The sequence below is a fragment of the Thermogemmatispora sp. genome, from assembly GCF_042408735.1.
Lineage (GTDB): Bacteria > Chloroflexota > Ktedonobacteria > Ktedonobacterales > Ktedonobacteraceae > Thermogemmatispora.
The window spans coordinates 1-19061 of the sequence record NZ_JBHOQV010000020.1 but is presented as its reverse complement, the minus strand read 5'-3'; the positions used below and the strand labels follow the sequence as shown (position 1 = coordinate 19061).

The 19061-nt window shown below is 62.5% G+C and carries 11 protein-coding genes; 4 read left to right on the top strand and 7 right to left on the bottom strand.

Annotation, left to right across the window (positions count from 1 at the left end; genetic code table 11):
* Nucleotides 1-68 precede the first annotated feature (68 nt).
* Nucleotides 69-269, bottom strand: coding sequence for a hypothetical protein (locus tag ACFMO7_RS01700; protein ID WP_376793810.1), 201 nt, complete (start codon nt 267-269; stop codon nt 69-71).
* A 284-nt stretch (nt 270-553) separates the two neighbouring features.
* On the opposite strand from ACFMO7_RS01700, the gene ACFMO7_RS01695 reads away from it, so the two are divergent.
* From ACFMO7_RS01695 to ACFMO7_RS01685, 3 genes are all read left to right on the top strand, one after another.
* Nucleotides 554-1600, top strand: a complete 1047-nt coding sequence (locus ACFMO7_RS01695; RefSeq protein WP_376793809.1) for a queuosine salvage family protein — start codon at nt 554-556, stop codon at nt 1598-1600.
* Nucleotides 1601-1655: 55 nt separating this feature from the next.
* On the top strand, nt 1656-3227 hold the full coding sequence (locus ACFMO7_RS01690) for a UDP-N-acetylmuramoyl-L-alanyl-D-glutamate--2,6-diaminopimelate ligase (protein WP_376793808.1): 1572 nt from the start codon (nt 1656-1658) through the stop codon (nt 3225-3227).
* Between the two features lie 238 nt (nt 3228-3465).
* Nucleotides 3466-5559 (top strand): hypothetical protein, encoded by a 2094-nt coding sequence (locus tag ACFMO7_RS01685; RefSeq protein WP_376793807.1) that lies wholly within the window; start codon nt 3466-3468, stop codon nt 5557-5559.
* A gap of 81 nt (nt 5560-5640) precedes the next feature.
* On the opposite strand, the gene ACFMO7_RS01680 is transcribed toward ACFMO7_RS01685, so the two are convergent.
* The 6 genes from ACFMO7_RS01680 to ACFMO7_RS01655 form a co-directional block, all read right to left on the bottom strand.
* Nucleotides 5641-9615 carry a tetratricopeptide repeat protein gene (locus tag ACFMO7_RS01680; RefSeq protein ID WP_376793806.1) on the bottom strand — a complete coding sequence of 1325 codons (3975 nt, stop codon included), beginning with the start codon at nt 9613-9615 and terminating at the stop codon, nt 5641-5643.
* A gap of 413 nt (nt 9616-10028) precedes the next feature.
* The gene (gene obgE / locus ACFMO7_RS01675) at nt 10029-11330 is read right to left on the bottom strand and encodes a GTPase ObgE (protein WP_376793805.1); all 1302 of its coding nucleotides are present in this window, start codon (nt 11328-11330) and stop codon (nt 10029-10031) included.
* A 255-nt stretch (nt 11331-11585) separates the two neighbouring features.
* Complete coding sequence (locus ACFMO7_RS01670) at nt 11586-12188, bottom strand: Dps family protein (protein ID WP_376793804.1); 603 nt, start codon at nt 12186-12188, stop codon at nt 11586-11588.
* A gap of 300 nt (nt 12189-12488) precedes the next feature.
* A complete protein-coding gene (locus tag ACFMO7_RS01665) occupies nt 12489-13865 on the bottom strand; it encodes an NAD(P)/FAD-dependent oxidoreductase (RefSeq protein ID WP_376793803.1) in 1377 nt (458 codons plus the stop codon).
* Between the two features lie 256 nt (nt 13866-14121).
* On the bottom strand, nt 14122-15819 hold the full coding sequence (locus tag ACFMO7_RS01660) for a family 20 glycosylhydrolase (protein WP_376793802.1): 1698 nt from the start codon (nt 15817-15819) through the stop codon (nt 14122-14124).
* Nucleotides 15820-16138: 319 nt separating this feature from the next.
* The gene (locus ACFMO7_RS01655; RefSeq protein WP_376793801.1) at nt 16139-16771 is read right to left on the bottom strand and encodes a DsbA family protein; all 633 of its coding nucleotides are present in this window, start codon (nt 16769-16771) and stop codon (nt 16139-16141) included.
* Between the two features lie 328 nt (nt 16772-17099).
* Between ACFMO7_RS01655 and ACFMO7_RS01650 the strand changes: the two genes are divergently transcribed.
* Entirely contained in the window at nt 17100-18314 is a 1215-nt protein-coding gene (locus ACFMO7_RS01650; RefSeq protein ID WP_376793800.1) for a 6-phosphofructokinase, read from the top strand.
* The last annotated feature ends 747 nt before the right edge of the window (nt 18315-19061 follow it).

Below are 19061 nucleotides of genomic sequence, written 5' to 3'. Positions count from 1 at the left end.
ACTCACCTCGCTCCTGCTCCGCCTCGCTCCCCTCCCTCCACAGCTCTCCTTCCCTGCTCGCTCACTCATCAGGGATGCCACCACCACATCGGCGGCCCCAGCGAGGTGCCAAGAGCCAGATGCGGAACCAGCTTCTTAAGCACATTCAACACCAGCGGCTCTACCTGCTCGGAGGCAGCAACACCCTCCAAATCGCTGAAACACGCCCGACGAAATTCTTCATCGGTGTAGAGGCGATGGACGAGCTTACATAGCTGCTGTTCTTCCACAGTACACTCCTTCCCTCTCTTCAGTTTAGAGAGATTTCCCTTGAGAGCACGCCTTTGCATGCTCTGCGTGAGAGCATACCACATATTTAAAAGAAATGCAAGAGCATATAATATATATATTTAGATGCATCTATACAATGAGCGAGGAGGGGGAGCAGGGAGGCGGCGACGGCATAAGGTCCCAGCGCGATTGACGAATGGGGTCCTTACCGCTAGAATCGGGGAGGGATCGGACGCCAGAATCTGACGCTTGAGCGAAGGCCCAAGACAGGCCCAAGAAGAAGATGGACAACTGGAACCAAAGTGCGGAACACGAGGAGCTGCCTCCGCCGCCAGGGGTGGATCCGCTGGGGGTGCTCAGCAGTACCCGCCCAGTGGTTGAGGAAGGTGAGCAGGTCTGGATCAATAGTGAGCGCATTCAGGCCCTGAGCGAGCGCTGGACCGAGCTGAGCAGCCCAAGAGCGGCCAGCAGCTCGGGATCGCCAGCCGGCTACGACCGCTACCACTTCTTTGATGGCAGCGAGCGCAGCGTCAACTGGATTCTCCTGCTTGACGCGCTCAATTTCTGCTTCTGGCCGGAGAAAGGAGAGCCGCGCTGGGGCATCACTTACCAGGGGGAGCACCTCAGCGGCTATTGGGCGGAGGCTGCCGCCCTGACGCGGGCGGTGGAAGAGGGTCGCCCCATCTGGGATGCCGCTTACCTATGCGCTATGAGCCGTGAGGAGCTGGCCCAGATCTTCCGCAGCGAGCAGGAGCAGCAGATCCCGCTTTTCGAGGAGCGCCTGACTCACGTGCACGAAGTCGGGCGCGTGCTTTTGGAGCGCTTCGACGGGCAGTTCTCCCAGGCCGTCGCTCAGGCTGCCGGCAGCGCGGTGCGTCTGGTGCAGCTGCTTGTCGAGGCTTTCCCCTCCTTCCGCGATGTGGCCCGCTACCGGCAGCGCGAGGTGCGCTTCTTCAAGCGCGCCCAGATCTGCGTCGCCGACCTTCACGCCCTCTTCGGCGGCCAGGGCTGGGGCGCTTTTCACGACCTTGACCAGTTGACGATCTTCGCCGACTACAAGCTGCCCCAGGTCCTGCGCCATTTCGGCGTCCTCGAGTACCATCCCGCCCTGGCTGACCGCATCGATCGGCAAGAGCCGCTTCCCGCTGGTAGCGAGGAGGAAGTCGAAATTCGCGCGGCTACGGTCTGGGCCTGTGAGCTGCTGCGCCAGGCGCTGGCCGCTCGCGGTCTCCCTCTGATGGCGATCGAGATCGATCAGCAGCTCTGGCTACTCAGCCAGCGCCTACCAGACATGCGACCTTATCACCGCACCCGTACCATCTATTACTAGAAGAGCCTTCAATCAGGTAAGAGCACACACGGAGTCTGTTTATCTCTGGAGTAAGATGATTCTGAATACGCTGTTGGCCGCTTTGCCTTCCCCGCCGCGGGCTTTCTATCCCGGCGGAACGCTCAGTGAGGTGGCTGCTGTGGGACAGCTCGAGGTCTCCCAGCTCGCCTACGATTCGCGGCGCGTCGAGCCAGGCACGCTCTTTATCGCAGTACCTGGCACGCATACCGATGGCCGCCGCTTCCTGGCGGAGGCCGCCGCCCGCGGCGCGGTGGCCGCCCTGGGTGAATCGCTGGAGGGATTCGCTTCTTCCCCTCTCCCTCTGCCCTATATCGAGGTCGCAGAGGTGCGCAGCGCCCTGGCCGACCTGGCCGCCGCTTTCTACGATTATCCGGCCCGCCAGCTCTGGACAATCGGCGTCACCGGGACCGACGGGAAGACTACGACCTGCAATCTCATCTGTACCATTCTGGAGAGCGCCGGCCTGCCCACCGGGCTGATGACGACGGCTAATTTTAAAATCAGGGGAGAGGAGTGGGAGAATACGACGCGCCAGAGTACGCTGGAAGCCCTGGAGATTCAGGCTCTGCTCCGACGTATGCTCGATGCCGGGGTGAGCTACGCGGTGATCGAGGCTACCTCTCACGGCCTGGAGTTGGCTCGTGTGCGCGGCTGCGAGTTCGATGTGGGCGTGGTGACGAATATTACGTCTGAGCATCTGGATTTCCACGGAACTCTGGAAAACTATCGCCGGGCCAAGGCCCGGCTCTTCGAGATGCTGGACCCCGATCGCCACAAGGCTCTGCCGACCCGCGCAGCAGCCGTCCTGAACCGCGACGACAGTAGCTTCGCTTTTCTGTCGCCGTTCTGCCGCGCACCGGTGCTGGACTACGCTATCGAGAGGCCCGCCTCCATCCAGGCTACCCAATTGGAGCTGGGCGCCGATGGTACGCGCTTCTCCGTCCTCTTTCCCGATGAGGTCCAGCCTGTGCCGATGATGACACGCCTGGCGGGCCGCTTTAATGTGAGCAATTGCCTGGCAGCGATCGCTGTGGCCTACCATCTGGGATTGAGTCCCTCTCAGATCGCTCAGGGCCTGGCCCGCGCCCGCAGCGTGAGCGGTCGGATGGAGCATGTGCTCGCCGGCCAGCCCTTCACCGTGATCGTGGACTACGCCCATACACCCGATAGCTTGCAGAAGGTGCTGGCAACCCTGCGCCCTCTCACTCCGGGCCGCTTGCTGCTGGTCTTCGGCTCCGCCGGCGAGCGCGACCTGCAAAAACGCCCGGCTATGGGAACGGTGGCCGCCCAAATGACGGATTTCTTCGTTATTACTGATGAAGATCCACGGGAAGAAGATCGTCTGAAAATCTTGCACGAGATTGCAGAAGGAGCGAAAGCCGCCGGCAAGCGCGAGGGCCAGGACTTTCTATGCATCGCCGACCGCCGTACGGCTATCGCGACGGCCCTGGCCGCCGCTCGCCCCGGCGATACGGTCCTGCTGGCCGGCAAGGGACACGAGCAGAGCATTATCGTCGGGCGCGAGAAGTTGCCCTGGAACGAGCGGCAGGTGGCCCTCGAGGAGCTGCAGCGGCTCGGCTACGCCGGCAACCAGGCAACTCTCTAATTGTCTGATCGCACCTTTTGTATGTGGAGTGCGTTTGTGCTTGCTACTAATGCTATAGCCCGCCTGATACTGTTACTTTATGCTTTTGGCTTTCCGCTTCTCTTAAACAGCCAGATCGCGCCACTGACTGCCGAAAAAGTGTGCGGGTGGAGAGAGAGAGATCAGCAGGCGCTTGCTCGAGCCAGGGCTAGCCAGCATGGTGTCCGGGCCTCTTTTCGCCCCGGGGGAGTAAAAGCGTATGGGACTACCAGCCATTCCTAATGCCTATCTGGTGCCGGTCATTCTGATTCTGACGTTTGTGGTCTCGGCACTGCTTAGCCTGATTTTCTGCGGTATCGCCAGGCTGCTCTTCCCGAAGTTCCGCAGCGGCGAGCATAAACCTGGCCACCATCGTTCCGATCTGCGCTCCGATTTGCCCGCCAGCGGACGTGAGATTAAGACGATCGAGCTGCCGCTGGTCGGGGGGCCATCCTTTACGTTGGCCATGATGATTACTGGTCTGGCCGCCGGCTATCTGCTCTTCCACACGCGCGAGCAGTGGACGCTGCTGCTGATCGGCCTGGGAGCTACTTTCGGTTTTATGCTCATCGGCCTGGTGGATGACTGGCACAAGGTCTACAGTAATGAGGGGCTGTCGGAGCGCGCCAAGTTCAGCAGCCTCTTCGTTCTCTCGGTAGCTGCGGGAGCCTGCTATTTTTTCCTGACCCCGAAAGGCCCTGAGTCTTACAGTCCCTATATTGGGCTACCCATCATTGGGCATCTAATCTGCCCGAACGCCAGTCCCGAGATGAGCGCCTGCCCCCTGCACCCGGGCGAACTGGCCTACTATGCCTGGCTGGTTTTCCTGGTCCTGATGACGGGCATGACAGGTAGCGTGACCTCGCTGGCCGTGGATTTCAGCGATGGGCTGGATGGGTTGGCCGGTGGCCTGGTCTTCAGCGCCGCTCTGGCTTTCGGCATCGTGACAACCGGCATTATCGACCGCCCCGAAGGCCAGGTGGTCGAGGTGCTCTCTCTGCTCTGTGCCGGCAGTACTCTTGGCTATCTTCCCTGGAACTGGCCATCGGCCTGGGCGGCGCGCGGTCGGCGCAGCAGCGCTAAACGTCTGGCACAGATCTATATGGGCGATAGCGGGGCTTTGGCCCTGGGCGGCTTGCTGGCCATGATCGCGATCTTCGACCGCCAGGAGACGCTGCTCTTCCTGGTGGGAGCCGCTTTCGTGCTCGAGGGCCTCTCAGCCCTCTCCGCGCGCCTGATTACACGCTTTTATCGCCGCCAGCTCCAGATGCTGCGTTTCGCGAGCACACGCGAGTTTATTCCTCATACGGAGTTCCCTCGACCGTTCCTGGCCACGCCTCTGCACCACCATTTCGATTTGCTGGGCTGGGACCGGCGCCGTCTGGTCTATGGGGCCTGGGCTTTGGGTGCCTGTTTCGCGGTGCTCGGAGTGATGGTCGGTCTGGCTCCTGAGACATGGCAGCGCTATCTGGGCCGTATTCTGGTCTTGCTCCTGGCCTGGATCGTCTGGTCGAGTGGCTCGTGGACGCGGCGCTACTTCGTGGGGAAGCATCCCCCCGAGCGCTCGCGTCGCCGACGCCTGGCCCTCTACTACGGCTTCCCCTACCGCATCATGGGCATTCCACTCTATCACCTGGTGGAGGTGATCGAGGCCAGTGAGGACGTGATCGAGACGCCGGCTGAGGAGTTGGCCCTCTGGCAGCGGATGACTATCTTCGATGCCCGCGCCATGCTCGGTCTCTATTGCTACCGCGCCGGCTACTACCCGGCGGCTCTGGCCCAATGGACCAGGATTCCCGCCAACAACCGCGCTTTGCGTCCGGCTATCGCTCGCCTGCTAGAGGAGCTGGACAGCCGTCTGGCCCTGGAGAAGCAGGAGACCCAGCCAATTAAGCGCGAGGATCTGTTGAGGCATCAGGAGCCACCGTTGATTACGGGGAATCTTGGTCCGGCGGACGTGCCCAATCCGCATGAGCCAGTCAGCGGTACAGAGACGGAGGCCGTCCAGGAGTCCTGGCCTTCGCCACGCACGAAGGCCCTTGAGGAGACAGCCGAGCGCCAGTCCGCTTCGGGAGAGGAGCGGCTGTCGCCAGAGTCGCTCTCGCGCGAGAGTCGTCTGGAAGCTTCTCATAATGGCCACAGCGCGCTGGGCGCGCGTCGCCTGGCAGCCACGACAGGGGAAGAAGCAACCGTCCCTCCACCGCTGGGCCAGGCTGGGCAGGTGCCGGCCCGCTCTTCCTCTCCTTTGAGCTGGCTGCAGCGTTTGCTCCACCGTGGCGCACGTTCTGGCCGCCCGTCGCAGCAGCATCTTTAGCCAGGTCCAGGCGGGCCGGAGCCAGCGAGGAGCGACTGCCGGGCGAGCCGCCAGCCAGTTCGGCTCCGACGCTCAGGCTATTCAGGAGACTTCCGAGGCTTGATCGCTCGGCTCCTCGGCCAACGCGAGCGGCGTTGTGGGCAGCAGCGACTCCCCGCGCCCGGCCCCCTGGGAGAGGAGACCCTCAAGCCGCTGTTGGAGGGCGCGTCGGGCCGGATGTTCGATGCGCTGATCCAGGAACAGGGCCTGGGCCCAATGTTTCTGAGCCAGAGCGCGCTGCCCCTGGACCCAGGCCAGCTCTCCCAGCCCTTCGTGAACGGCGCTGAGTTCCAGGGGAGCGCCCAGCTCAGTCGCCAGGGCCAGCGCTCGCTCGTAGTGCAGGCGGGCCTCGTCGAACGCTCTTAAGAGGCGGGCCGTATCGCCCAGGCCACGCAGCGCCTGCGACGTGAGTGGGCGCGCCTCCTGCTCGTTGGCCAGCGAGAGGGCCTGCTCGAAATATTCGCCGGCTTCGTGGAGCGCCCCTTCGGCCAGAGCCAGGGAGCCAAGAGCAATCAGCACCTGGGCCTGATTAACGCGGTTGCCCAGGCTGGCAAAGATGGTCCGGGCCTTCTCGTAGAAGCTGCGCGCGGCTCCCCAATCTCCAAGCAGGCGACGCACTTCCCCTCTCAGACGGAGAGCCAGGCCCTCGCCAGGGAGCATGCTTTGCTCCTGGAAGATCTCCAGCGCCAGCCCGCTGGCCTGCTCGGCCTCATCGAGACGGGCCTGCTCTAAGGAGAGCAGAGCCTGTTGAGCTAAGGTCCAGGCGCTCCCCGTCCGCAGTCCCAGAGAAGAGAAGAGGCGCTGGGCCTCCTGGCAGGCGGCCTGAGACTCGCCATAGTTGGCCAGCACCTGCCAGATCCGGCTGCTCAGCAGCAAGGCCCAGGCCTCACCTTCCTGGTCGCTGGTGGCTTGCAGCTCTGTCAGCGCCGTGCAACAGGAGGCAAGGGCCTCTCGATAGCGGCCCGCACGGTAGAGAACCTGGCTCTGGACCAGGGAGGCCCAGGCCCATCCCTTGCGATCGCCCCTTTGCTCAAAGCTTGCCAGGGCCTGAGCGACATAGTCGTGAGCCTGACTCAGGTTGCCCTCGTCACAGGCCAGCAAGGCTAATTCATAGAAGGACCAGGCGGCCCCTTCTTGATCATTCTGCTCTTGATACAGCTGTAGGCTGCGTTTCAGGCAGGCCACGGCCTCGGCATAGTTCCCAAGCTGACGTAGAATGGCTCCCAGGCAGCACTGAATCTGGCCTTCTCCTGCTTTATCTTCCAGGCGCACGGCATAGGAGCCAGCACGGCGCAGGATAGCCAGCAGTTGGGAGGCATAGCCGCGTCCAGACAAGGCCCACGAGGCCCGCACGGCAGTGCGGACCGCCTCCTCCAGCTCTTCAGCCCCCACCAGGTGCTCAAAGGCCGCAAACCATTCCTCGGGACTGAGACGGGGCAGCCCCAGATAATAAGCGGCAACCACCCGATGCACGCGGCGACGCTCTTCGGCCGGCAGATAGGAGAGGGCAAAGTTGCGTACCTGGGGATGAATTGTATAGACGTGGCCGTCGAAACCCATAAATGAAGCGCGTACCAGCTCGTCGCGGGCCGCCCGCCAGTTGGTGACCAGCTCCTGAGAGGCGGTGCTGCCGCTTCCCTGGGCCTCTGCGCTGGCTCGCTCTCGGTCTTGCAGCGCGGGGCCGGCTGCGGTCCCGTCCAGCGGCGAGCTATTGAGGAGGGAGCGCTCGGAAGCACGAGGAGCCACCAGCATCACGATCTGGTGCGTGCTGAAGGGGAGACGGAAAGCCGAGAGATAAGAGAGGAGCAAACGGGCCGGAGGCGAGAGGCGCAGATAGGCTACCTCCAGAGCGGCCCAGATGCCGGCCAGCGGCGTCTCGCGCAGCTCGTCGCGGATCTCTTCCAGCGAGCGCGTCGCCGCCTCGGGGGTGAACACCCTACCGCCGATGGAGCGAGCCGCGCCAAAGATTAACTCGGCCCCCAGCGGATAGCCATCCAGCAGCGTACAGATTTCGCGCAGAATCTCCTGCTGGACCGGTTCATCAAGATGAATACGCTTGTCCAGGCCGCTCTGAGCTGCCAGCTCGCTGAAGAGGCGGAGCAGGTCCTGATCGGTCATCTTGCCGACGGGATACTCGTACCAGCGCCAGGCGGCACCCTCCTGCAGGCCGAGCGTGGCAGGGTGGGAACGCGAGGTCAAGAGAACCACGACCCGCTCAGGAAGCTCCCCGAGGAAGCGCAGCCAGAGCCTGGACTCACCTGGATCGCTGACTTCCTCAAAGCCATCGATGAGCAGTAAGCAGGGAAGTTCGCGATCGGTGCGGGTATGGAGAGCATGAAGCAGATAGCGGGCCCGCTGACGCAGGTCGGGGATCCGTGCCAGGCGATTGGCCAGACCGGGGAAGGCCTGGGCCATCTCGACTACAGCCTCCGCGAAGGTCTTCCCCCCCTGTAGCGAGATCCCTATCACCCCGCCATTGCCCGGAAACTTATCGCGATTGCGCCGCGCCACCTCGAAGGCCAGGGCGCTCTTGCCAATCCCGACCGGACCAGTTAGCACGATCTGGCGCAGATTCGAGCGCGGCTGCTGCCTTTGTAGCCCTGGAAGCTCCTCTTCACTGCGCAGAGCTGCCGTAATAAGCTGGGTCAGCTCGCTCACCTCGCGTTCGCGCCCCACGAAGCAGGTTGGAACGGGGAAGCTGGTCAGGGCCAGCTCGTGTTCTTCAGTCTCTTCCTCCTGAGCCAGCAGAGGGGCGGGTTCCTCGCCGCCCGGGCTGGCATGCCGATAGAGCACGGGGATGAACCAGCCGCTGTGGTGCGGCGAGAGCAGGGCATGACGGGCCCGCGAGAGTGCTTCCTCCAGGGTCCGCCCGCCGGCCAGCGCCTCGTAGAAATGGTAGATAAAGACGGGACTGAGGTTGTCTTGCAGCGAGAAGGGCATGGCTACAACCGCAGGGATCTGAGCCGTCACCAAGGCCGTGGCCAGCGAGCTGTCAAGAGCTAGTTGGCGCTGACGGGAACGCTCGCGCTCCAGGCGGGCCGTCTCACAGGCCGCCAGGACTACCAGGCGCACATCGCTGGTAACGAGCAATTCGCGCAGGGAGTGCGTATCGATATAGCAACGCCTGCCACGCTCATCACAGAAACAGAGGTAGGTCTGGGCCCTGATGCGGGTCAGGGAGGCGCCACAGGCCAGACAGCGCCGCTCATCAGGCTCGTTGAAAGTACCACACTCCTCACGCGGACAAACGCGCCCGTAGTCGCCGTGGCCATCGAAATGGACGACGTAGCAGGGGATCTGCACCTCGCTGTCGTCCAGAATACCGGCACCTCCATAGGCGTTCAAATAACGTACCAGCTCGCCGAAGGTGGGCGGCTCCAGACGGTCGAGAATGAGCTGACCGCTCTCGATGAGGCGCGCCAGGCCACGGCACAAGGCATCGTAGCTGCGCTCGGTCTCCAGGGGATCACAGTCTTCAGGCGCGGCCCCGATATAGAGGACGCGCAGAGGGGGATGGATGGGCAGATCACAGCCCCTCTGCTCATCGGGTCGCAGCAGAATGCGGGTCAGCGTAAAGACGCCCGTAGCGACCAGGAAATAGTCACCGTTGTGCAGCAGCTCCCAGGGATAAGGAATAAACTCGTCGCAGCCTGGGGTAAAGCTGAGCGTGAGGGCCACCGTGCCTCGGCGGCGCAGAGCACGCTGAATCACAGTATGCAGCAGGCCGCCTACAGAGTCGCCCTGCTCGAGCAGCCCATTGAGGCGCAGGCCGGCCCGTGCGATAGCACCAGGCTGCTTTCCACAGAGAGCCGCAAAAAGCCGCTCGCCAATCGCACGTTGACCCTGTCCATCGATCTCCTGACGATCCAGTCGCTTGAGCAGCGTGGTAAGGGAACGCGGAGTAAATGGGGGAACGAAGTCGCCGCTGACACTCTTCCCGGACCAGCTATCCCGGACCTCCACGGCGAAGCCGCCCTCGGCCCGGAGGCGAAAGAGTATATTTAGTGTCTCACCCATCTGTGCGGTCACTCTTCTCTTCCATTATCCATAATGGCAGCGCGCTCTGCCACACAGGCTTTTGAGTGGAAGGACTTCAGCCATTGTAAAAGTTCTCTGCTTCAATCCTAAAGTATAGCACAGAAAGCCGCGCATTAGGAGCGAAATCGGTTTCACCAGAGGGACCCCGCCAAAGGTGCAGCCAGAGCCAGGCCAAGGCGAAGGCGACCGGAGCCATACCTGCCTCCTGCCCCCCCTCCGCTCTTGGCCAGCCCCCCATTGGGGATAAGCCAGGGACGGCCTGGCCTCTCCGTCGACCCGGCCTCTCTCGTCAACAATGAGGGGAGCGGACGAGCGGCCAGTGAGGCCAGCCCCGCCTTTCCCCCCGCCATAGGAGGGCGCAATCCCTGGTGGACTGGGAGGCAATGGCCCACCTACTCGCCCCAGAGCAGCTCGATCTTGCCGAAACGCACCACGTCGCCCACCTGGACGCCCGCTTCCTCGAGCGCGCGCGTCACCCCCATCTTCTCCAAGGTCACCTGCAGGCGATCCATGCTTTCTTTGCTATCGAGCTTCGTCATGCTGACCACGCGCTCAACCCGCTTCCCGCGCACGACAAAGATACCGTCCTCTTTACTAACGGTAAAGGCATCTTCCGGAACCGGGCGCAGGACGGGAGCGGGCGCGGCCAGGTCAGCGGCCAGGGACTGCCGCTCTTGCTCCTCGCGCTTGATCTCTTCCAGGCGCCGGGCTACGACCTGCATCAGCTCGCTTGTGCCCTGATGAGCTGCCGCCGAGATCGCAAAGGCGGGATAGCCAGCCTCCTCGAGCCGCCGCTTGAGGGCCGGCCAGCGCTCCCTCGCCTGGGGCAGGTCCATCTTGTTGAGCACTACGATCTGCGGGCGACGCGCGAGCCGGCGATCGTAGCTCTCCAGCTCACGGTTAATGGCCAGGAAGTTCTCCCAGGGATCGTTTTCAGCCGCGCCATCAAGCAGATGGATCAGCAGGCGCGTGCGCTGAATGTGGCGCAAGAACTCAAGGCCCAGGCCCGCCCCCTGGGCGGCCCCCTCGATCAGCCCGGGAATGTCGGCCAGCACAAAGCTCAGCAGGTCAGCGCTGCCAGCCTGGCCCAACTGCACAACCCCCAGGTTCGGCGTCAGGGTGGTAAAGGGATAATCGGCAATCTTGGGGCGAGCTGCCGTCACGACCGAGAGCAGGGTCGACTTGCCCGCATTGGGGTAGCCGACCAGTCCAACATCGGCGATCAGGCGCAGCTCCAGCAGAAGCCAGCGTTCCTCTCCCGGCTCCCCGTTCTGGGCCTCACGCGGCGCCTGATTGGTTGGAGTAGCAAAATGGACGTTGCCCAGACCCCCACGTCCGCCACGCGCCACCATGACCCGCTGCCCATCCTCCACCAGGTCGGCCAGCAGCGCCCCGGTCTCAGCATCCCTGACGACGGTGCCACAGGGAACGATCAGCTCGATATCTTGACCGCTGGCTCCGTGCATGCGCTGCCGCCTGCCAGGCTGCCCGTTGCCAGCCTTGAAATGCTGATGATAACGATATTCAATTAAGGTATTGACCGCCTCACTGGCTCTGAGATAGACGCTTCCTCCCCGCCCACCATCCCCTCCGTCCGGCCCGCCACGCGGCACATACTTCTCGCGGCGAAAATGGATCGCTCCGCTCCCTCCATCCCCAGCTTTGACAAAGATCTTGACCTGATCGTAAAACATACCACAATCCTGCACAAGTACAGGCAACGCCTTTGCATGCCTGAGCATTGGGTTATAACGCAGTGTTATACTATAGCACAAAGCTCCTCGACGGGGAAGAGGGGGCTGTTCTCCTCCATGCTGCTCTCGCAGGCTGGTCATCCCCAAAAAAAGCCAGCGCCAGCCCCGAAGTCCTTCTTCGAGCCTGACGCTGGCGATCTCTATTCTCAGGCGAAGCGCCCTGCGATAGCGGCTCCGCTTCCGCGGCTTTAAGAGCTAGGCCATGCCGTCCTCACCGACAAGCGGCGTATCAACCAGATGCTGGGAGATAAACCAAACATGCATCTCATGCATGCGCAGGATATCGGACATCAACATATCGTTAGTGCCATAGTCTTTCGACTGCTCTGTCAGCTCGATACCCTGGCGCAGATCCTTGATGACCGTCCGATGGGCCTCCAGCAAGCGGGCCAGCATCGAGGGAAGGCTCTCGGCTCCGGCGGGCGGGCGCTCAATCCTGGTGCGCTCGACCACATCAAAGGGCATGCCCAGAGCTACGCCGCCCAGCATCTGGATGCGCTCCCCGATAAGATCGACGGTCTGCAGAATCTCTTCGGCGTGCTTATCGAAGAGCAGATGGAGCTGATAGAAGGTGGGGCCGGCCACCTGCCAGTGATGTTTCTTGTAGAGGTGGTAGAGCGTGATCGAGTCGGCCAGTACCTGGTTGAGCATCTCAATGCTCTGCTTGCGTGCCTCCTCGGAGAGCTCGATGGGAAGCTGACGCACCTGTTGGGGCGTCTGAATCTCGTACATGCGCTGCTTCAGGCGCGGCTGACCCTCGAAAGCGGTCTTACTGGTGCCATGCGTGCGCGTCGTCATATGCCCAACCTTTCCTTTCCTAATCCTCAAGCTCAGATATTCGTCGTTCCAGTCAGTAATTGGTCTCCAGAGAGGATACGCGCCAGCGGCCCTGCGAGTTTCAGCTCCCCCCGCGAGCCGGTGGGTGCCTCTGCAAACAAGACGCCTGCCGCAGGGGGAGCAGGTAGGCGAGGGGAGAAGGGGCAGGCACGTCAGGCACGTCAGCCGTCTGACCGGCCGGGAGACCAAGCCTCCTTTCTCCCTCATCCCCGACAATGGCGAAGGCTGAATCGCTGCGCTCTGAGCGGCTCGCCCTCTCTCTCAGTCGAGAGCCGCCAGAGGGACCGCCTCACGGCTACCAGCTCGCTCAGGATAGAGGATCAGGCGGGCGCCGCGCTGGAAGGTCAGGTAGGCCCAGGCCCATTGGAAGAGCACCAGGACACGGTTGCGGAAGCCGATTAAGTAGAAGATGTGAACGGTTAACCACAATACCCAGGCCAGGAAGCCTGTCAGGCGCAATTTGCCGATCTGCAGCAGGCCCCAGGCCCGTCCTACGGTGGCAAGATTGCCTTTATTGACATAATGGAACGGAGGTGGCTCTTGTCCGGCCAGGCGCTGCAGGATGGCGCGCGCTACGTAGCGTCCCTCTTGCATGGCAACTGGCGCCAGGCCAGGCAAAAGCTGCCCATTCTCTTCGACATGGGCCGTATCGCCGATGACGAAAATCTCGGGATGGCCGGGTAGGCTGAGATCGGGATTGACCTTGACCCGTCCGGCACGATCCATCTCGGCCTTGAGCCAGCGACCCGCCGGCGAGGCCGCGACACCGGCGGTCCAGATGATCGTTTTGGCCGGCAGATATTCTCCCGCAATCACGACGCCGTTCTCATCAACGGCCTCCACGGGCGCGGAGGTGCGCACTTCGACTCCCAAGCGGTTGAGCGCCCGACGGGCCTTTTCGGCCAGCTCGGGAGGGAAGGAGAGCAGGATGCGTGGGGCCGCTTCAACCAGGATGATGCGCGCCGAGTGAGGATTGATGTGGCGAAAGTCGGAGGCAAGAGCCTTATGGGCCAGCTCGGCAATTGCTCCCGCCATCTCAACACCCGTAGGGCCAGCTCCGACCAGGACAAAGGTCAGTAAGGCGCGCTGCCGATCAGGATCGCTCTCCATCTCGGCGGCCTCAAAGGCCAGCAGGATCTGTCGCCGCAGGCGCGTGGCGTCCTCGAGCGTTTTCAGACCAGGGGCATACTGGGCCCACTCAGGGTGACCAAAGTAGTTCTGACCCGCCCCAGTGGCAATGATCAGGTAGTCGTAGGTCAGGCTGCGCTCCCCACGCTCATCCAGGAGCACACGCTTGTTTTCCACATCAATCCCAGTTACCTCGGCCAGTAGCACGCGCGTGTTTTTGTTGCGCCGGAGCACATGACGAATGGGAGCGCTGATGTCGGCAGGGGAGAGAGCCGCCGTGGCCACCTGATATAGCAAGGGCTGAAAGAGATGGTGATTGGTGCGATCTACGACGGTGACCCTCACGGGGGCCTTCCCCAAAGCCCGCGCCGCCTGCAGTCCGCCAAAGCCTCCCCCGACGATGACTACGTGGGGAAGAGAAGCTTGCTCTCTATGGTCATCACGCCGGGCGCCTCCTGCCCGGGCAGCAGTCGGCCCCAACGGGAGAGGACGATTAGTTCTCCTCAGCATGGTCGCTTTCCCCTTACTCCCTCGAGAGTAACAAAACGACGATGGCCGGCTGGACGCCCCATCGTCGTTCTCTCTGACCATCTCAACGGTTCGCATAGCGCCAGAGCAAGCTGCCCTCGCTCTTGCGGGAAGGGCACTGCCCTGGCCTCATCAGCAGAGTGCCTCGTTGCCTCTTCTTCTAAAGAAGAAAACACGGCGTCGACCTGCCCACATTCCAATGGCGGCAGCGTTAGCAGAATCGAGTAAGCGGCCGCCTTCAGAGTCGGCACCTCCCGCGAGCGACCAGGGCCAGGGCCGGCACGGTGGGCACGGTGAGGGCCTGGGGCCCCTGGCTCTGCCCATGGGGAGTAATCTCAAAGGACTGGGGCAGCTCCGGCAAATGGGCCCCCGGCACAGCGCTGAGCTGGAGAGCCAGTTGCTCGAACTGGCCATAGGAGAGCGGCGTCACGCCGCTCCAGAGCTTCTGACTCAGCACGCGCACCGCCGGCTCAAGGCGGTCATCGATCTGGGCATCGCTAACCACGTTGAGCTTGTCATTCCAGAGGGCGAACATGGCCCCAAGCAGATGGGGATCGTTCGGAGCCAGGTTGAGCTGAGGATGAGCCAGGTCAAAGATGAACGGCTGCCAGCGCGTGTAGAGGGTCCTGGTGTCCAGGTAGTCATGATAGTAGCCGGCGCGCGGCACAATGTAGAGGAGGTTGTCGTTCATATTGATGATCTTAAAACCCTCTCGCGCCATCTGCACCGGGTTGGCCCAGCGGTTGTTCCAGATGTCGAGCACAATGGTGCGGGCGACAGGGATGCGGCTCTTCATCAGCGAGAGGCTGCCCCACATGCGGACCGTCTTGCCCTTGCCACTGAGGAAGGCCGCCAGGCGATTGACGAAGGCGCGATAGCGATCGGCGTCGTTGAGGGCGTATTCGTCTGCCCCTATATGGACCTGGCTGCTGGAAAACCAGGGGAGGAATTCGTTCCAGAGGTCTTCAACAAAAGGCACAGTGGCCGGATCGGCGAGATCGAGAAATTCCTTGGAACCCTTCGGGCTGGCCAGATCCGGGCGATATTGGGTCAGGGCCAGATCGTGAGCTGGGGTATCGATCTCGGGAATAATGGTGACGGCGTGCGTCTGGGCCAGAGCCTCCAGGGAGGCGATGTCTGCCCGACTATAGGCCCCATCGCGCGCGGCCAGCCCGCGAAAGCGGGCGCTCTCCAGACGGAAGGCGGCGTACTGGCGCCGCCAGTCAGAACGTTCCCCAGCTCCGGGCGCGTTGTCATTCAGGTGGAGCTGGAATTCGTTCATCTTAAACCAGGAGAGAAGGCGCACGTAGTCCTCCAGCCGACCAGGCCCAAAGTAGCGCCGGCCTACGTCCAGCATGAAGCCACGCACCGCGTAGCGCGGATAGTCACGCGCCATACCCCGCGCCAGGTGGCTCCTGAAGGGGTCCTGCACAAGCATCTGGAGAACCGTGCGCGTGCCATAGAAAACCCCCGCCTCCGTATGAGCGCTGATCGTCAGACTGTCGGCAATCAGCAGGAGGTAGCCCTCGTTGCCGATCCCTGGATCATCATTCTTCAATGTAAGTAGGAGATCACCACTGCCGGGCGTTTCCTGTATAACAACGGGCAGACGCAGGTTAGCCACGGCCTGCAGGTCCTGCTGAAAGACCAGGGCTGTCGCCCGCAGGCGAGGGGCTGAAGCAGGGTCGAGCACAATACGGGCGCCGGGGCCAAGCATGAAGGTACCCAGGCCCCCATGCCATTCGCGCAGCGACGGAATGACCAGAGGCGCCGCGTTGACAGAGGTCGGCAGGGAGATCAGGAAAATGATCAGGCGGGCCCCCACCAGAAAGAGGCCCAGCAGGGCCAGCAGGACCATGCCCGCCAGGCGCCAGGTCAGGCGCAAGCGGAGCGGCGACCATCCTCTCCTGAAGAAAGCCAACGGTGGCGAAATCACAAGCAAGCTCTCCGTGCAGTTAGCAAGATCGTTCGTGTTTCATTGTAGTGCCTGGCGTCCGCTTTTACTAGTAAGATAAGATGATTAGCAGAATAGTACCATATTATACCTTTTCCTGGCGAGCGAAGAGGGCCAAAGGCGGGGGAAGGGGCCAGGAGAAGCCTCAGTGGCAGGGGAGCCGACAGTCGCCAATAAGGAGAAGACCGCGAGGGCGGCGCAGGTCAGGGAGGAGCCTGCCAGCCGGAGCGGGAACCGCCCGCCAGGCGGAGCGTTCCTCCTGAACCTGTCGTAGCGCCCTCGCTCAGTTGCAAGAAGCGAGCTACTCAGCGATCGGCTCTAGCCTGACGCCGGTGCGTTCGCGCTTCAGCTCATAGAGATTCGGCTGGCGCAGGGCCCAATAGAAATGGTCCCAATACTCGCCGGCCTCGGCCCCACGGGGCACCTCAATAATCACTGGGCCATAGAAGCCCACCTGTGAGCCTTCCAGAGCGATCGTTGGAACCCCGAAGGCTCGGTAGCGCTCAACGGCCTCCTGGTGGTCAGCCAGGACCTCGCGGACCGTCGACTCATCAGCCAGCGCCTCATCTACCAGGCCAGCATTCAAGCCAGCCTGCTGCAGGGCAGCCCGCACGCCAGCCGCCTCGGCGATGCTCTCACGGCGCCCATGTTGGGCCGCCCCCAGAGCCAGATAATAGCGCTCCACTCCCTCATTACCCTCGCGACGCCGCACCAGCGCTAGCGTACGCAGGCCAGCCCAGCCGTGATCTTCGTAGTTCGGCTGTGCCCCCTCCTTGCGATTCACCACTTCCAGGCTGAAGAAACGCCAGGTCACCGCTACCGGACGAACCTGGCGCACCTCGCGCATCCAAAGGGCCGTACGCCAGGCCAGGGGACAAAGCGGATCAAAATGGAAGTTCACCTTAATGGGCGTGGCAGATTCTTGCTGAGTCATAGGATGGTAGATACTCCTCTAGTCGATGGGTGACTACTTCCCATGCCTGAAGGCAGGGATCATCGCTGCTGTGTATGCAAAAACGGTGGTGTCGCGAGAAGGCACCGGTGACCGAAATGGCCGTTATCACCATACAATCTGGAGTCCAGCCCTGTCAAGGCGAGCTGGCTGGACAGCCAGGCCAGAAGCCGACCGAGGCGGGCGCTCCCTCCCCATTCATCTTTGATCACAATGGTCAGTCACCTATTTACCAGAACCGTAGTTTATGAGATACTGCAACTGGCAAACATCCCTAGCATCCCTAGGAACTCAGGAGGGACAGGAAATCATGCCAGGACAGATCAAAAGCCCCGTCCGCACGCTCGGCGTCCTGACCGGCGGGGGCGATGTACCGGGGCTGAACGCCGCCATCAAAGCATTGGTCTACCGGGCCGAGACGCTGGGCATCAGCGTCATGGGCCTGCGCTATGGCTGGAGGGGGATCACCTTCCTCAATCGCCAGCGCCCGCGCGAGGAGCAGATCTTCCAGGCCGACGACCCGCGGACCTGGGACGATCACTACCTGATGCCGCTCAATCGCCTGAATACGCGCACGATCGATCGCCAGGGCGGGACCATCCTGCTCTCGACGCGCACCAACCCCGCGCGCGTGCGCGTGAGCGAGCTGCCCGAGCACCTCAAGCAGCGCGGCGAGGGGCGTAACGCCCAGGAGTATCTGGATCTGACCGATGAGGTTCTGGCAAACATCGAGTTTCTGGGCCTGGATGGCCTGATTGTCATCGGCGGCGATGACACGCTGAGCTACGGGGCTGTGCTTGGGGCAAAGGGAGTTCCGGTCTGGGGAATCCCGAAGACGATGGACAACGACGTTCCTGGCACTGATTACTGCATCGGCTTCCAGACAGCGATCAATCGGGCGAGCGAGTTTATCGGGCGCCTGCGCTCAACTCTTGGCTCCCACAGCGAGACGGCCCTCTTCCGCCTCTTCGGGCGCGACGCGGGCTTCACTGCCCTCGAAACGGCCATCGTGACCTGGGCCGACCGCCTGCTGATCCCCGAGGTGCCGGCCAATATCGATCACCTGGCCGAGCTGGTCGCCAGCGACCGACGCACCAACCCGAATCACTATTCGATCGTGGTGCTCTCGGAAGGGGCGAATCTCGGCATGCCAGTGCCGGAGGTAGGCCCGGCGGATGCCTACGGCCATCGCAAGAAGGCCAATGTGGCCGAGTTTTTGGCCGGCCAGCTAAGCGAGCGTCTGCCCGGCGTCCGCTTCTTGCCGATCGATCTGACCTACATTCTGCGCAGCGGGGAGCCGGATGTCTACGACCGCCACATGGCTATCTATTTCGCCAACATGGCCATGAGCCTGGTGGAACAGGGCATCCATGGCGCTATGGTCGGCTATCGTGAGGGCAAGATGATCTATACCGATTTGCCAGGCAAGGATAAGCCGCCACGGCGCGTCGATCCCGACGATTACCACCCGACGCGCTACCGCCCGCGCTTTGAGCGCATCACAGGTCCGTACTTGCCGCTGTGAAGCCAGTGCTTGCCCCGGCAAAGGCCGGGCGAGGCAGGCCGAGCCACCCACAAGGGGCCGACAGGCACGCCTTCGTTTGAGGAATGCCCAAGGGGATCGGTGAGGTGCAGGCAGGCGCACAGCGTCGGCGTTGCCGCTCACGACAGCAAAGAGGCGGCTTCGCCGATCCCTCTCTCCTGATGGCTCCGGTTCCAGCACGTTTGAGCGCCCATCTTCCCCCCCGGCTGGCTGCTCGGGCAGCCGCCTCCTTGCCCCGCCACCACCCCGCGCGCGTCAGGCCCACCGCTGACCCTTCTGCCGCAGTACCCAGATCGCCGCTCTCCCTCCTGTCCCCCGGCGAGCAGCAAGGCCGCGGTCCGGCCTGCCAGGCCTTCCGGCCGGGTCTACCCTCTGTGATCATCGCGGACGTCCTGCAGATGGAGGGAAGTGCTCAGCCAACGAGGCTCGCCCGGCCCAGGTCGAGCTGCCGGAGTGTATTGATTGTGGCTGTAGCTTCTGCTATATAATTACAGGGGTTAGCTATCAACTATATCTCTCACCAGCAGGGCAGGCACGAGTGGGGAGGGAGCGGCGTTTTGTGGGCCTGGGGAGGGTCTTTCAGAGCCGGCCTAGAGGCAGCTTTAGCTATTTTTCAAACTTGACGAAAGACAGGATAATATGATAAATAAGAATAATGTTCTACTGCTAGCATCGTCAGTCCGCCCGCACCAGGGCCTTGCTACTTCCTGCTGTCACGGCCATCGCCAG